Annotated in this window: 13 protein-coding genes; 9 read left to right on the forward strand and 4 right to left on the reverse strand. The window is 47.9% G+C overall.

Going from position 1 to position 13,088, the window contains the following annotated elements; translation table 11 throughout:
• Positions 1-204 precede the first annotated feature (204 nt).
• The 4 genes from ACL9RG_RS15315 to ACL9RG_RS15330 all read left to right on the forward strand — a co-directional run bounded on the left by ACL9RG_RS15315 (position 205) and on the right by ACL9RG_RS15330 (position 4,434).
• Positions 205-1,125 (forward strand): LysR family transcriptional regulator, encoded by a 921-nt coding sequence (locus ACL9RG_RS15315; protein WP_422793485.1) that lies wholly within the window; start codon positions 205-207, stop codon positions 1,123-1,125.
• A 190-nt stretch (positions 1,126-1,315) separates the two neighbouring features.
• Positions 1,316-2,533: an MFS transporter gene (locus ACL9RG_RS15320; RefSeq protein ID WP_422793579.1), complete on the forward strand. Its 1,218-nt coding sequence runs from the start codon at positions 1,316-1,318 to the stop codon at positions 2,531-2,533.
• Positions 2,534-2,705: 172 nt separating this feature from the next.
• Positions 2,706-3,701, forward strand: coding sequence for a LacI family DNA-binding transcriptional regulator (locus ACL9RG_RS15325; RefSeq protein WP_422793486.1), 996 nt, complete (start codon positions 2,706-2,708; stop codon positions 3,699-3,701).
• A gap of 178 nt (positions 3,702-3,879) precedes the next feature.
• On the forward strand, positions 3,880-4,434 hold the full coding sequence (locus tag ACL9RG_RS15330; RefSeq protein WP_422793487.1) for an ester cyclase: 555 nt from the start codon (positions 3,880-3,882) through the stop codon (positions 4,432-4,434).
• A gap of 103 nt (positions 4,435-4,537) precedes the next feature.
• On the opposite strand, the gene ACL9RG_RS15335 is transcribed toward ACL9RG_RS15330, so the two are convergent.
• Both ACL9RG_RS15335 and ACL9RG_RS15340 read right to left on the reverse strand, forming a co-directional pair.
• Entirely contained in the window at positions 4,538-5,410 is an 873-nt protein-coding gene (locus tag ACL9RG_RS15335) for a glycoside hydrolase family 6 protein (protein ID WP_422793488.1), read from the reverse strand.
• Between the two features lie 126 nt (positions 5,411-5,536).
• Positions 5,537-6,052, reverse strand: coding sequence for a MarR family winged helix-turn-helix transcriptional regulator (locus ACL9RG_RS15340; protein WP_422793489.1), 516 nt, complete (start codon positions 6,050-6,052; stop codon positions 5,537-5,539).
• Positions 6,053-6,203: 151 nt separating this feature from the next.
• Between ACL9RG_RS15340 and ACL9RG_RS15345 the strand changes: the two genes are divergently transcribed.
• Both ACL9RG_RS15345 and ACL9RG_RS15350 read left to right on the forward strand, forming a co-directional pair.
• Complete coding sequence (locus ACL9RG_RS15345) at positions 6,204-7,004, forward strand: SDR family NAD(P)-dependent oxidoreductase (protein ID WP_422793490.1); 801 nt, start codon at positions 6,204-6,206, stop codon at positions 7,002-7,004.
• Between the two features lie 198 nt (positions 7,005-7,202).
• Positions 7,203-8,381, forward strand: coding sequence for an MFS transporter (locus ACL9RG_RS15350; RefSeq protein WP_422793491.1), 1,179 nt, complete (start codon positions 7,203-7,205; stop codon positions 8,379-8,381).
• Between the two features lie 2 nt (positions 8,382-8,383).
• On the opposite strand, the gene ACL9RG_RS15355 is transcribed toward ACL9RG_RS15350, so the two are convergent.
• On the reverse strand, positions 8,384-8,809 hold the full coding sequence (locus ACL9RG_RS15355; RefSeq protein WP_422793492.1) for a GNAT family N-acetyltransferase: 426 nt from the start codon (positions 8,807-8,809) through the stop codon (positions 8,384-8,386).
• A 363-nt stretch (positions 8,810-9,172) separates the two neighbouring features.
• Positions 9,173-9,889 carry an acid phosphatase AphA gene (gene aphA / locus ACL9RG_RS15360; RefSeq protein WP_422793493.1) on the reverse strand — a complete coding sequence of 239 codons (717 nt, stop codon included), beginning with the start codon at positions 9,887-9,889 and terminating at the stop codon, positions 9,173-9,175.
• Positions 9,890-10,158: 269 nt separating this feature from the next.
• On the opposite strand from aphA, the gene ACL9RG_RS15365 reads away from it, so the two are divergent.
• The 3 genes from ACL9RG_RS15365 (at position 10,159) to ACL9RG_RS15375 (ending at position 13,051) form a co-directional block, all read left to right on the forward strand.
• Positions 10,159-11,235 carry a porin gene (locus ACL9RG_RS15365; protein ID WP_422793494.1) on the forward strand — a complete coding sequence of 359 codons (1,077 nt, stop codon included), beginning with the start codon at positions 10,159-10,161 and terminating at the stop codon, positions 11,233-11,235.
• 191 nt (positions 11,236-11,426) lie between these two features.
• Complete coding sequence (locus ACL9RG_RS15370; RefSeq protein WP_422793495.1) at positions 11,427-11,969, forward strand: winged helix-turn-helix transcriptional regulator; 543 nt, start codon at positions 11,427-11,429, stop codon at positions 11,967-11,969.
• Positions 11,969-13,051 (forward strand): HlyD family secretion protein, encoded by a 1,083-nt coding sequence (locus tag ACL9RG_RS15375; RefSeq protein WP_422793496.1) that lies wholly within the window; start codon positions 11,969-11,971, stop codon positions 13,049-13,051. The genes ACL9RG_RS15370 and ACL9RG_RS15375 overlap by 1 nt, the downstream gene beginning before the upstream one ends.
• The last annotated feature ends 37 nt before the right edge of the window (positions 13,052-13,088 follow it).

Raw genomic sequence — 13,088 nt, forward strand, 5'->3', positions numbered from 1 at the left:
TCATAATTCCTTCAAAAATAATGTGTTAAACCTAAGGTCTTATTGGTTTGGTATATCAAAAGAGAGAAGAAGTCTCCGTCTGCTCAGCCAACATATGATGAAAATCCTGCTGATATCCGGCAACCGAAAATCGTGATATGTTTGCTGTATCTATGAAAGAATTCGATTTGTCATTCGACAACTCTTTAATAACTGACTGATAAAATGTCCAAGATTAAGCTCAACCAGCTGGAAATGCTGATTGCGGTAGTAGAAAACAACGGTTTCAGCGCCGCCGCCGCCGCTTTAGGCTGCACTCAGTCGCGTATCAGTCATGCTATCGTTGAACTGGAACAACATCTGAACATCCGTTTATTACACCGTTCTCGTACCGGCTGTGTGCCGACGCCTGCCTGTATGCGCATCTTGCAAGATGCGCAAAAAGTGATGCGGCTGGTGGCGGGAATCGAACAAGTTGCCGCAGAAACGCCACAGATCGCCGGGCGTATTCGAGTTGCCTGTTTCCGTAGCGCTACCGCGTATATTCTTCCTCCCTGTTTGGAGGCGCTGGCTTTGTCATGGCCGGATATTCATTTGGATATTGATGATAGTGCGACCGAATATCACCATATTGACGAGGCGGTCTCTTCAGGACGAGCCGATATTGGTGTGACGATTAATGGACATTTGCCGGATATGCACGTGGTTCCTTACGTCAGCGATCCCTACGTACTATTACTCCCGCGAACATTTCGCTTACAACAGCCTTTTAGCTGGCGTCAGTTGGAGGCTTTGCCGCTGATTCAACCCAGCGTAAATACACTGACGATGGTGATTGAGCGCTGTCGAGAAATGGGGCTGCGTAATGAGGTAATACATAAATTGGCCAGCGATAGCGGCATTGTGGGGCTGGTCAATCAGGGGATTGGTTTTTCTATTATGCCTTGGTTATCGATACTTCCAGTCCCCGACAATATGCGTATTTTGGAATTACCTCAGCCACTGCGACGTCATCTCTATATTATGACCCGTGCCGAAAACCGTCACGATAGGGTGATATCAACGCTGATTAATCTCCTGCGAGACAAAGCGCTAATTCGTACTACCCATGTTTGGCGATCCGGAATGTTGGCTTTCGACTACTAAGTAAATCTCCTTGCGAGCGATGTGGATAACGAGGGCACAAAATGATGCGTTTATGCTTTTTTTATCGTTGTGTAACGCGTTACATTTTCATAATATGCGCTGACAGTGAAGGGTGAGCATTCTTAGGTAGTCGGAATTCTGTTCCGCTGTGATGCCACTTGCTGAAGATACCGGACATATTGTGAAACCTATGAACCCACAATCTACATCAATTGATACCAAGCCGGCAGAACATCCCGCTTGGGGAGCCGTATTTGCCATGGGAATGGGCGTCTTTAGTCTGGTGACTGCGGAGTTTCTTCCCGCCAGCCTATTGACGCCGATGGCCCTTGGTTTGCATCTTTCTGAAGGGCAGGCAGGGCAAGCCGTTACCGCCACTGCCGCTGTGGCACTGGTGACCAGCCTGCTGATTTCAGCACTCATCAAGGGCACCGATCGTAAATATGTTTTGCTCTCTTTTACCCTGCTTTTGATCATATCTAATCTGCTTGTTGCTTCCGCGACCGGATTAACCGCGGTGCTGATAGGGCGTATTTTACTTGGTATTGCTATCGGCGGATTTTGGACCATGGCGGTGGCAACCGCCATGCGATTGGTACCCGAAGCGATGGTGCCTCGCGCGTTATCTATTATTTTTAGCGGGTTGTCTCTGGCGACAATCGCGGCCGCACCGCTTGGGACTTACTTTGGCAATCTCTTTGGCTGGCGCAGCGTCTTTTACGCCGCCAGCGTCCTTGGCGGCCTGACCTTCCTGGCGCAGATGCTAACTTTGCCATCTTTACCAGCCAAGGGTTCTGCGGGGCTGCGTACTATTATCGAAGTGCTTCGTCGGCCTACCGTCGGTCTGGCGATGTTAGCGACCATCTTGGTCTTTAGCGGGCATTTTATGTTCTTCACCTATATTCGCGGTGCGCTAGAACAATCGGCTGGCGTTGGCGTGAATGTGCTGGCGGCGATCCTCTTAGGCTATGGCGTGGCTAATTTTATCGGCACACCGTTATCAGGCCGGTTGGTCGAGAAACGCCTGCGCCTGATGTTGATTGCGATGCCTGCACTTATGGCAGTTCTGGGTATCGTGTTGGCGATGTTTAGCCGTTACCCATTGATTGATGCGGTGCTGGTGGCTGTTTGGGGGCTGGCCTTTGCCGGTGTCCCTGTTGCCTGGTCAACCTGGGTAACGCGCACCGTCCCTGATGAAGCTGAAAGTGCTGGAGGGCTTATTGTAGCGGCAGTCCAACTGGCTATCTCAATAGGTGCTGCTTCTGGCGGCGTTGTTTTTGACGCCAACGGCGCTCAGGGTATTTTCTTTACGACGACAGCGATTTTTATTTTCGCCGTACTGCTCATTACTTTTGCCGTACCGTCAAGAGAACAGGTACAAGGCGCCGCGGCGCAAAGTTTACACTAACCAGGCAAACCTTTCGGCTAAGTGCGATAAGCCGGAAGGTTTTCCGACTCACATTTTTCGTTTTTAGCGACGCGATTCTATGTTGAGGTCAGCATTAGGTCATCGTCGTGATTGCCGATTGCATGTTATCCTGCTGCCAGTTAAAGACCTTTATCGCGCACAAGAAGGACACATGAGCAGGATAAACATACGCCAGGTAGCCAAGGCTGCAGGGGTTTCAACGGCGACGGTCTCTCGCGTTATCAATGGCACGGGAGCCGTGAAGCCAGAGACGCGGGAAAAGGTGATGAGCGTAGTGGAACAGCTCGGCTTCTATCCCAATCAACTGGGACAAAAGCTGCGAAATTCACAAAGCGGCATGTTATTAGTGCTGGCATCGAACATCGCTAATCCTTTTTGTGCGCTGGTCATCTGTGGCATTGAATGTGAGGCCGAGAAACGCGGCTATCACATCTTGCTATGTAATTCTCAATCAAATCCTCATCGTGAAGAGACCTATCTTAAGCTCCTTCAAGGCGGCGTTGTTGACGGCGTTATTACCATGGATGCGACAATCCGCACCGATGCGCTTCAGGCGCTGATCGGCAAGCGTCCTTGGGTGCAGTGTGGTGAATATAAACCGGGAGTTGCCCCTTTCGTTTCTATCGATAATTATGCTGCCGCACGTCAAGCGGTCGATTATCTTATCGACTCTGGGCGCACGCGCATCGGCATGATGAGTGTGCAAGATGGTTATATGCATGCTGATGAGCGAGAAAGGGCCTACCGCGATAGTCTTGCGGCGGCGGGCCTGTCATTTGAAAGAGTGGTTTATGCCCAGAGCGTAAAGAGCTTCGAGCATGCGACCACCGCATATGAAGCGTTAATGTCTGGCGAGGAGGGCTGCGATGCTATTTTTGCCATATCCGATATTCTCGCCTGCGGCGCGCTTAATGCGGCAGTGAAAGCCGGTAAAACAGTACCTGATGAGTTGGCTATTGTTGGTTTCGACGGCGTGCCTTATTCGGAAGTCACATTACCTGCATTAACGACAATCCAACAACCTATGTTCGAAATGGGAACACACTGTGCTCGACTGTTGATTGAGCAAATTAGTGGGCAAACACATGACAACCACGAAAGCCAACTTCTCCTGCCATGGACGCTGGTTATTAGAGGGTCATCCTGAGGTTAGCAATATTATTCGGCTTTAACGAAGTCACCCTTTTGGTTTTACTCAATTCTAAAATAAAGCTGAAGCAAATATCCTATTGGGCAATACGAGAAATACTGTACTGAACCTCTTTATTTATCTGGTTCCTATACGTAGCTCACGTTTTATTTAAAACCTTTTAGGAAATCGTATTATGCAATCTTCACGCAACGCACGACGTATAACCAATATTTTAACGACGATCACAGTAGCAGCAACCGTAGCCTCTTTTTCGGCAAATGCCGCGTCGAACGAACTGATTGTACCCAAGGTATTAATTGCAGATAGCCACCTGACATCAAAGCAAGTTAGCGCTTTGACCAAAGCGGCGATTCGTTATGACACATTCTGGAATACCGGCAATGAAGCACTAGCTCGTGAAGCGCTGGCTGATAATTTTATTGATAAAACACCGCCAGAAGGGCGCAAACAAGGCCCGGAAGGTCCATTGCTTGCCTCTCGAGTTTTTCGCACTGCCGTACCAGACCTCTCCGCTGAGGTTGAGCAGATGATAGTGGCTGGCAATCGTGTGGTATCACATTTACATTTTCGAGGGCATTTCACCGGCACTTTTGGCAAGATTCAAGGCCAGGGACAAACTGTGGACTTCATTGCTACCGATATTTATCAAATCCAAAATGGTAAGATTGTTGCCAATTGGCATATTGAAGATAACCTTAAATTAATGAAGCAGTTAGGGGCGTTATAGACTATTAAATAAGTCTTTATTCTAGAGCGGTATGCCACTCGCCATGATAAAGTCTTTCTACTCCCGGAGTTGGCGCAGTACACGATTTGCCTTGATGTTGATATCACTTTCCTTCAATCAGTCGCTGCGCTAATTCTGGGCTAAATACGCCCGCCTTTACGGTTGGCGCAATCCCGCAGGCACCGTCTGAATTGCCGGGTGCTTTGATCCACGCTAGCAAGATATTCTTAGACTGATAACCGGTGTGGCTGCCAAGCTTGCTGCGAGCAGGATTACACCACTGGCCCTGTGAGCCGTTGCCGTTCCTGCTGGTATCGATGATGACTGACTTGGTATAACCAAACTGCTTTTCCAATTCGCTGTTTACTGCGTTGGCGTAAATAATAGACCGCTCGGTGTTATAAAAATTAGACACGTTCAATGAAAATCCCTTCGCTTGTGCAATACCAGCGGCATTTAGACGTCTGGCGATTTCATCGGCAGCAATCCAGTGCGCATTGCCGGCATCAAGATAGACGTCTGCCGCCGGGGCACTTTGCTGCAATTGCGCTACGGCATTTTTCAATAGTGCCAACCGCGAGTTTCTCTGCGCCGCGCTTTTCAAACAATCCAATTGACCAAGCGAATCTGGCTCGACGACCACAATAGCGGGATTTTTGCCGATGCCCTGTGCAAAGACGGCTACCCAACGGCGATAAGCCTTGCTGTCGTCTGCGCCCCCAGCAGACTCACCGCCGCAGTCACGATTGGGAATATTATAAGAAACCAGAATGGGCGTTTTATGCATGGCAGCCGCGCCCATAACAAAGTTTTGCACGTTATCGTGAACATCATGGTTCCAGTTGCCAAACCAGCGGGCCATCGGTTGGTTAGCAATCGCCGCGGCAATCTGAGCAGCGCGTGGATCGTCGGCATGGCTTTGTAGCCACATTGCCGAGGCGGAATGTGGGTCAACATAAAAGTCGTTTTTCGCCAATGCGTATCGGGGTCCACAAACAGCGAATAGGGCAATCAACAAGAGCTTTTTAGGCCCCCGCTTTAGAGAGAAATCACGATTTTTTTTCGCCATAACAGATTAATTAATTTATTTTTTTGAAAATGATCAGGATCTTTCTGTTTCGGCAGATGTATCTTGATTGTACTGTGCCAGAAATTCATCTGAGGCAACGCGATCGGCAAGCGCGCGTAAAGTCGCTGCTGATTCTACTCCCAATATATCCTCAACTCGCTGATTCGCTCTGGACCAATGCTGTAAGGCTTCGTTCAGATGTGCAACTCCCGCTGGCGTCAGAACTCCACGTTTAGTGCGTTTGTCATCTTTGTCGGGCTGTAACTCAACAAGGCCATCGCGGATCAATGGCTTGAGAGCGTGTGTGATAGCAGAAATCTGGATTGATAGTTTGGTCGCCAGACTTTGTAACGATGGCGCTTGTCCCGCGTTACTGGCAGTCAGGCGTTCAATTTCACACAGCAAACTTATTTGCGTTGCTTTCAAGCCAAGTGGGGCAAGTGCATCGTCATATAAGTGACTTAATCTGCGGGCTGCGCGCCTTAGCGCGGTGTTAGTGCAGGCTAAGACTTCAAAGACATTCATCCCGTTATTTTCTGTCTTATTCATGTCGCTCACCGTCTTCATTTCATCAAGGGTTTATCTAAAAAAGCAAGGATGGGGTAGTTCAATCTTATTGACAAGGACAATCTATAGGATTATAAACTTGAGTACTCAACTAATTGGTTGAGTGCTCAAGTTTAATCTTATGGAGTAAATTATGTCCACTTTGAAAAAAACTGCGGTAGTAACGGGTGCCTCTTCTGGGCTTGGTGCGGTATATGCTGACCGTTTGGCCGCGCGTGGTTATAACCTGATGCTGGTGGCTCGTCGCGCCGATCGTCTGGCAGCCTTAGCCGACAAGTTATCTAAGACTTATGATGCCAACGTCCAAGTACTGGCCGCCGATCTTGAAGATGAAAAGGATCTGGCCAGCATCGAAAGCATCCTGGCTAACGACGCCAATATCAGTATCCTCGTGAACAACGCGGGACTCGCCAAGTTGAAAACACTGGGAGACTCCTCTTTGCATGACTCTAACTCTCAAATCGCGCTCAATATCACCGCCTTGACGCGTCTTACTCATGCCGTACTGCCAGGATTTTTATCACGAAATGAAGGGGCGATTATCAACATCGCTTCCGTTTTGGCCGTCCATTCACTCTCGAACAGCGCGGTCTATAGTGGTTCCAAAGCTTATGTATTGGCCTTCACCCGCGGGTTACAAGCCGAATTGGTGAGTACCGGAGTCAAGGCGCAAGTCGTGTTGCCAGCATCGACGGCAACTGAAATTTGGAGCGAAGAAGTTTCAGGCGTGCCTTTATCAGCATTGCGCGCAGAGACAGTAATGAGTGCAGAAGAGTGCGTGGATGCAGCACTGACCGGTTTTGATATGGAAGAGGCGGTCACTTGGCCATCGGTAGCCGATGACAATTTATGGACCGAGTACGACGTTGCTCGCGCCACATTGTTTGCGGCAACTCAGGTGGGGACGCCAGCACCTCGTTATCGTCAATCCTAGTTATCGCAAGCAAGCTGTTCAAAAAGCATAGACATTCCAATGAAGGCGCGGCGATGGCCTTCATTGGAGGACATCAAATTGCCGTCGTAAGCACTTATTGCTGACACAACGTTTGATTAGTAAGCACCGTGGATTAGCTAGTGAGTGAATTAGTTCGAACAGTTGATTAGTAAGCATTTCATTTTTAAGGAAGTCACTATGTCTTCACAACAACACGCTTTAGATAATGCCCCAACGTATTCTTGGTTGGGGGTGTTGACTATCGCACTCGGCGCACTTTCTTTGGTGGTGACCGAGTTTTTACCCGTCGGTTTGCTTCCCGGCATCAGCCGCGACCTTGGCATTACTGAAGGCACCGCAGGTCTGGTTGTTACCGTCACCGCTATACTCGGATTTATCGCCGCCCCTATGACGGCCGTTGCTATCGGGAAAGTTGACCGTAAGCTTGTGTTGCTTGGTTTTACTGCCTTACTCATCATTTCCAGCGTGCTGTCCTGGAAAGCCGAAAGCTTTGCGACCTTGCTAATTGCTCGCGTTATTCTTGGAATTGCTATTGGTGGGTTTTGGGCGATTTCAATCACTGCCGCGGCAAAACTGGTCCCTGCCGAAAAAGTACATGCTGCGTCTTCTTTAGTCTTTGCTGGTATCTCTATTGGTTCTGTTATCGCGGTTCCAGCTGGTTCCTATATCGGTGCCTATGCCAATTGGCGAGAAGGTTTTTTAGGCGCCAGTATCTTGGCTATCATCTGTTTTATCCTGCAGTTTATTTTTCTGCCAAAACTCAAGATGAAACAGGGGGTGAGCACTCATGATTTCTTTGGCTTGCTGAAGAATGCCAAGGTTCGTGCGATTTTTCTGACCGTGATCTTTATTATTGCCGGGCAATATGCGGGTTACACCTTTGTTACCCCTTATCTGGAACAGATCACTCATCTTAGTACCGAAGTGGTTAGCGTTCTGCTGTTTGCCTACGGTGTAGCGACGGTGATTGGAAATTTTGTCGGTGGGGCTTTTGCCGGGAAGAATTTACATAATACGGTCGTGGTGACCGCCTGGCTTTTTGTTTTGTCATTAGCCGCTATAGCTACATTCGCGACCAGCCCGATTCTGGCCGGTGTTGCGTTAATGGTCTGGGCGATATCCTGGGGAATGGCGCCGGTAGCGACGCAACTTTGGTTATATAACGCGACATTGCATGCTCCTGAAGCTGCACAGGCCATGAATACCAGCGTGTTCCAACTCTCTATTGGGCTGGGTTCATTGGCCGGCAGTATTGCGGTTAACAACGTTGGTTTACACAGCTCGATGTGGCTTGGTACGTTAATTTTGGCCTTAGCTGTTTGCATGGTCTATATCGTCGGGCGAATGAACCGCTAAGCCTAGGGCAAAACAAAATGGAACAGATAATATTCCCCTTTTGGACTATCGCCGGTGGCGATAATTTCCCAACCGTGGCGCTGGTAGAATTTGACGGACTTTTCACTGTTGACCAAACATTTTAAGGAACCGGTAGAGGTGAACGTTTGTTCGGCGGCGTGCAATAAGGCGCTGCCGACACCTTGTCCTTGTATATCGGGCGCGACAAAGAGGTTATGCAGAAAGTTTTCGGCGGTGAAAATGGAAGCAAAGCCGAGGCGGTGACCATTTTCTTCGGCCACGATGACCTGTTCATCGAGGATTGCTTGGTCAAAATCCTCCAGCGCCAGACTATCGGGATCAACCCAGTGCCAGGCTGCTTTGCGGGAGGCTAAATAGAGCGTACGTAAAAATGGTCGGTCAGCTTCTTGGTAAGGACGTATCAGCACGCGGCGATCCTTTTATAGTGGTCTGCACAGCAGGATACAAAAATAAAAGGACGCAGTTCAATCAGTAAAAAGAGCGGATTAAACAACCTGCCAATAATGGCGCGTCACGATGCCAATACACTGTTTATGGCAGGTGATATTCCCTTGTTCTGCAAGCTTATTGAGCCGGTATTCCACTTTATATCGGGTGACATTTTGAAACTCAGCGACAATTTCTTGCACGCTATATTTTTTCTGAGGATGAGCAAGGAGCAACTGGAGCAAATTGTGTTCAAAATTTTGTTGGTTATATTCCATTTTATCTATGCAATGCGGTCCCTGGCTATTATAAGAATGGGGCCAATATCTGGCCCCCCATTAATATTAAAACTCTGAGTTAATGACGACTTTTTCACCAAAGTCACCATTTTTTGGCATCGGGCGATTAGTGGAGTTGAGGGGGCGTAAAACTCGAATGCCTTCCGCACCTGCCGCCCGTGCATCGGCAATATCATTATCAGAATCACCGTAGAATAGGGTGATATGATGCTCTTTCATATGATCGGTTTTTTTGCCATCGCCTACACCGGCGAAAATAACGTTATTTAACTGGGTATCGCTAATATTGAAGTCTTTCTGCAACGTTTTAGTCAATGTCTCTTTACCTGAAGACGGCATCGGACGTCCGGTGATGAAATAAACATGATCACCACGTGATAAATGCATTTTTAATAGTGCAGCACCGGACTCTTTAGGTATTGAAAATTCATCCCAGCCATTACTGACCTCATCCCAGAATTTAGGATTTTTCAAATATGCCTGGCTATTAGGGGAATAAACCTGCTGTCCGTGGAAGAACGCAGGGCTGGAATAGAGCAACGTATCATCAATATCAAATCCGACGCTAATTGGCGCTTGGCCTTTGAGTTGCTCGGCGATTTGTTCGATTGATACCCAGTGGATTGGATATTGTTGATTCAGTTCGGAAAGAGTGACGCCAGGAGTAAGGCTATGTGCGGGTTCTGCATAAGACGAACCGATGCTGCCACATACGGATATTATCAGTGCAATGGTGCTGAGAATTCTGACCTGCTTTTTCATAACAACTACCTATTATTTTGTATTTAAATATTATTAATGTTAAGTGCCGAGTTATTATTCTTATTTGGCATTATAAAAATGCGAGCGGTATCAAATTTTTATTCATGGATGTTTTGTTAGTGCAATAAATGTGCGAGCGTTATCGCATAAAAATAATCCTGTGTAAACTAATTTACTGCGGGAATAATTTTGCAAAAAAAAACAGGATAATAATGAGATATCGACGCCTTTGTATTAATTCTCTGGTATTTTTTATTACTTTAGGATGTATGAATCAAACAGCCACCGCAGCACAAATTTATAACCAAGATGGCAACCGTATTTCTCTTGATGGTTCTTTTAAAGTCAGATATTACTCATCGAAAGATAAAGGTATTGATGGCGATCAATCCAAGGCAAAATTCACCTTCAAGGGGGAGACCCGAATAAGTGAATTAGCCACGGGGTTTGCTCGTTGGGAATATAACGTCAAGTTTAACCAAGCGGAGACAATGGGCAGTAAAAAGAATACTACGCGCATTGCTTTTGCTGGCCTGAGTTTTGGCAAATATGGCACATTTAATTACGGTCGAGACTACGGAATTTTAAATGATATCAATGGCTGGACCGGCGCACCTGTTCCCGTCTTTGGCGGCTTGAGTTATGACGGTATTGATAACTTTATGACCTACCGCACCAATAATATCGCCACCTATCGTAACCGTGATATTTTCGATTTAATTGATGGTTTATCCTTCGGCCTGCAAGTACAGGGCAAAAATGATGGAGTAAACGATCCTGAGCGAGAATTAGGTCCAAGAAGTAATAATCCGCGCGGCGTGGCGCATCAGAATGGCTCTGGTGCCGGAATGTCACTGGTCTACGCGCTGGATAATGGCATCAGTTTTGGGACCTCGTACGCCAATTCAGATCGTACCCGCCAACAGCGTCAAGATCAGCAAGGCAACAAAGCTCACGGCTGGAATGCTGGGATAAAATATGACGCTAATAATATCTATCTTGCTGCCATGTATGCCGATGTACATAACATTCACTATATTGGCCGCACTGATGGCTTCGCCCCGAAAACCCAGGCGGTGGAGCTATTGGCACAATATCAATTCAACTGGGGATTGCGGCCTTCCATTGGCTACACGCAAGGCATGAGTAAAACGCAGAATAGCCAATATGGTAATAAAAAGAACACCACCAAGTTTCTCGATTTGGCGACAACTTATGATTTGAATAAGAACTTGGCTTTGATGCTGGAATATAAGCTGAATCTGCTCAATAAAAGTGAATTTACCCAAGCAAACCGTATCAGTACCGATGATATTTTCGTCACTATGCTTAATTATCGTTTTTAATTTATCACGTTATGGGCGTGTGCAAAGCACGCTCACCGCCTCCGCTGGTTGATCCATTCTTGTACGCTAACGTCCTTTAAACCCTACAAAAAAACCTGGTATTAAAAATACCAATCTGGTTACTTGCATTTTGCAACTGACTGGCGCAGCATAACTATCAAAATGCAAGTGACTAGGTTGGAGTCATAAAAATGAAGAACGATGCGCTATGTAATATGGTCTGTCCGGTAGCTCGTAGCCTTGGTCGTATTGGTGATGGCTGGAGCATCATGATTATGCGTGATGCTCTTGCTGGCCTGACGCGATTTGACGAGTTTCAGAAAAGCATCAATATCGCGCCGAATATCTTAACCAGCCGCTTAAATGCGTTGACTGAAGACGGGTTATTGGAGCGTATTCAATATTCTGTAAAGCCGGTGCGTTATGAGTACATTTTGACGGAATTGGGTTTAGATTTTCGCCCGGTGCTGTTAGCGCTCTCGGAGTGGGGGACACGTAATTTCGCGCCAGAAGGGCGGGCAATCGAGGTCGTAGAGCGGGAAACCGGACGTCCTGTTCGGGTGGGAATGGTGGATCTCGATACCGGTAAACCGATCTCCTTAGAAGAGTACGCGTTGGTACCGGGCCCGGCAGCGAGTCCGGGTATGCGTTATCGCTATGACTATATTAAGCAAAAACAAGCCGGTGTGACGACGGCGAAATACGATCCTCTTAGCGTTTCTCAGGAAAAATAATGAGCGCCACCATCGATGTAGTTGCGGAAAATACCGCTTCACGTAAGCCCGCCAGCAAGAAAATATTTCTATTTATTATTGTGTTAGCATTGCTTATTAGCGCAGCTTTTTATGGGGTTCACTGGTGGCAAACCGGTCGTTTTATTGAAGAGACCGACGATGCTTATGTAGGAGGCGACATCAGCGTAATGTCTGCCAAAGTCTCCGGCTATGTTGCCCAGATTGCGGTGACAGATAACCAGCGAGTTAAAAAAGGCGATCTACTGGTTAAACTTGACGACCGCGATTATCGGGCCGCGCTGGCACAGGCTGAAGGTAACGTGGCCGCTCAGCGTGCGCAGTTAACCGATCTGGCGGCTACCCGTCAGCTACAGTTGGCAAATATCGCCAGCGCTCAGGCGACTGCACTTGCCGCCGCCGCAGAAACCCAGCGCACTCGTGATGATAACCATCGTTATCGCGTACTTTCTAACTCAGAAGCGGTGTCTGTGCAAAGCCGTGAAAAAGCGTCAGCGGATTATCTGCAGGCCGATGCTAATGAGCAAAAAGCTAAAGCAGATATCACGGCAGCACAGCGCCAGCTAGTGGTATTAGATGCACGTAAAGAACAGGCGCAGGCTGCGTTGGATCAGGCAATTGCCCAGCGTGATATTGCGCAGTTAAACCTCAGCTATACCGAAATACGTGCGCCTTTTGATGGCAACGTAGGTAATCGGCGCGCGCAGATTGGTGCTTATGTCTCCAGCGGCGTGCAACTGTTGTCGTTGGTGCCCGAACATGGGCTGTGGATTGATGCCAATTTCAAAGAGAATCAACTGACACATATGCGGGCCGGACAACCAGCAGATATTCGCGCGGATATTATGCCTGGCCGCGTTTTTCATGGTCACGTTGGCAGCTTGTCTCCTGCTACCGGGTCGCAATTTAGTGTGTTGCCCGCGGAGAATGCCACCGGCAACTTTACTAAAATCGTCCAGCGCGTACCGGTTCGTATTTTATTAGAAGGGGATGACGCGAATTTCGGTATCTTACGTCCGGGTCTTTCAGTCACCGTTGACGTGAACGAGCAGAGTGGACGATGAGTGGCACAACACCAGCCCCTGCGGTATTAGGCACCGC

The sequence above is a fragment of the Rouxiella sp. Mn2063 genome (assembly GCF_049319665.1).
GTDB lineage: Bacteria > Pseudomonadota > Gammaproteobacteria > Enterobacterales > Enterobacteriaceae > JBMOUD01.

Bases quoted from the DNA above. Each gene is read 5' to 3' on its own strand.
- ACL9RG_RS15375 (WP_422793496.1), top strand. From the start codon at position 11,969: ATGAGCGCCACCATCGATGTAGTTGCGGAAAATACCGCTTCACGTAAG.
- ACL9RG_RS15350 (WP_422793491.1), top strand. From the start codon at position 7,203: ATGTCTTCACAACAACACGCTTTAGATAATGCCCCAACGTATTCTTGG.
- ACL9RG_RS15330 (WP_422793487.1), top strand. From the start codon at position 3,880: ATGCAATCTTCACGCAACGCACGACGTATAACCAATATTTTAACGACG.
- ACL9RG_RS15340 (WP_422793489.1), bottom strand. From the start codon at position 6,052: ATGAATAAGACAGAAAATAACGGGATGAATGTCTTTGAAGTCTTAGCC.
- ACL9RG_RS15345 (WP_422793490.1), top strand. From the start codon at position 6,204: ATGTCCACTTTGAAAAAAACTGCGGTAGTAACGGGTGCCTCTTCTGGG.
- aphA (WP_422793493.1), bottom strand. From the start codon at position 9,889: ATGAAAAAGCAGGTCAGAATTCTCAGCACCATTGCACTGATAATATCC.
- ACL9RG_RS15370 (WP_422793495.1), top strand. From the start codon at position 11,427: ATGAAGAACGATGCGCTATGTAATATGGTCTGTCCGGTAGCTCGTAGC.
- ACL9RG_RS15315 (WP_422793485.1), top strand. From the start codon at position 205: ATGTCCAAGATTAAGCTCAACCAGCTGGAAATGCTGATTGCGGTAGTA.
- ACL9RG_RS15320 (WP_422793579.1), top strand. From the start codon at position 1,316: ATGAACCCACAATCTACATCAATTGATACCAAGCCGGCAGAACATCCC.
- ACL9RG_RS15325 (WP_422793486.1), top strand. From the start codon at position 2,706: ATGAGCAGGATAAACATACGCCAGGTAGCCAAGGCTGCAGGGGTTTCA.
- ACL9RG_RS15365 (WP_422793494.1), top strand. From the start codon at position 10,159: ATGAATCAAACAGCCACCGCAGCACAAATTTATAACCAAGATGGCAAC.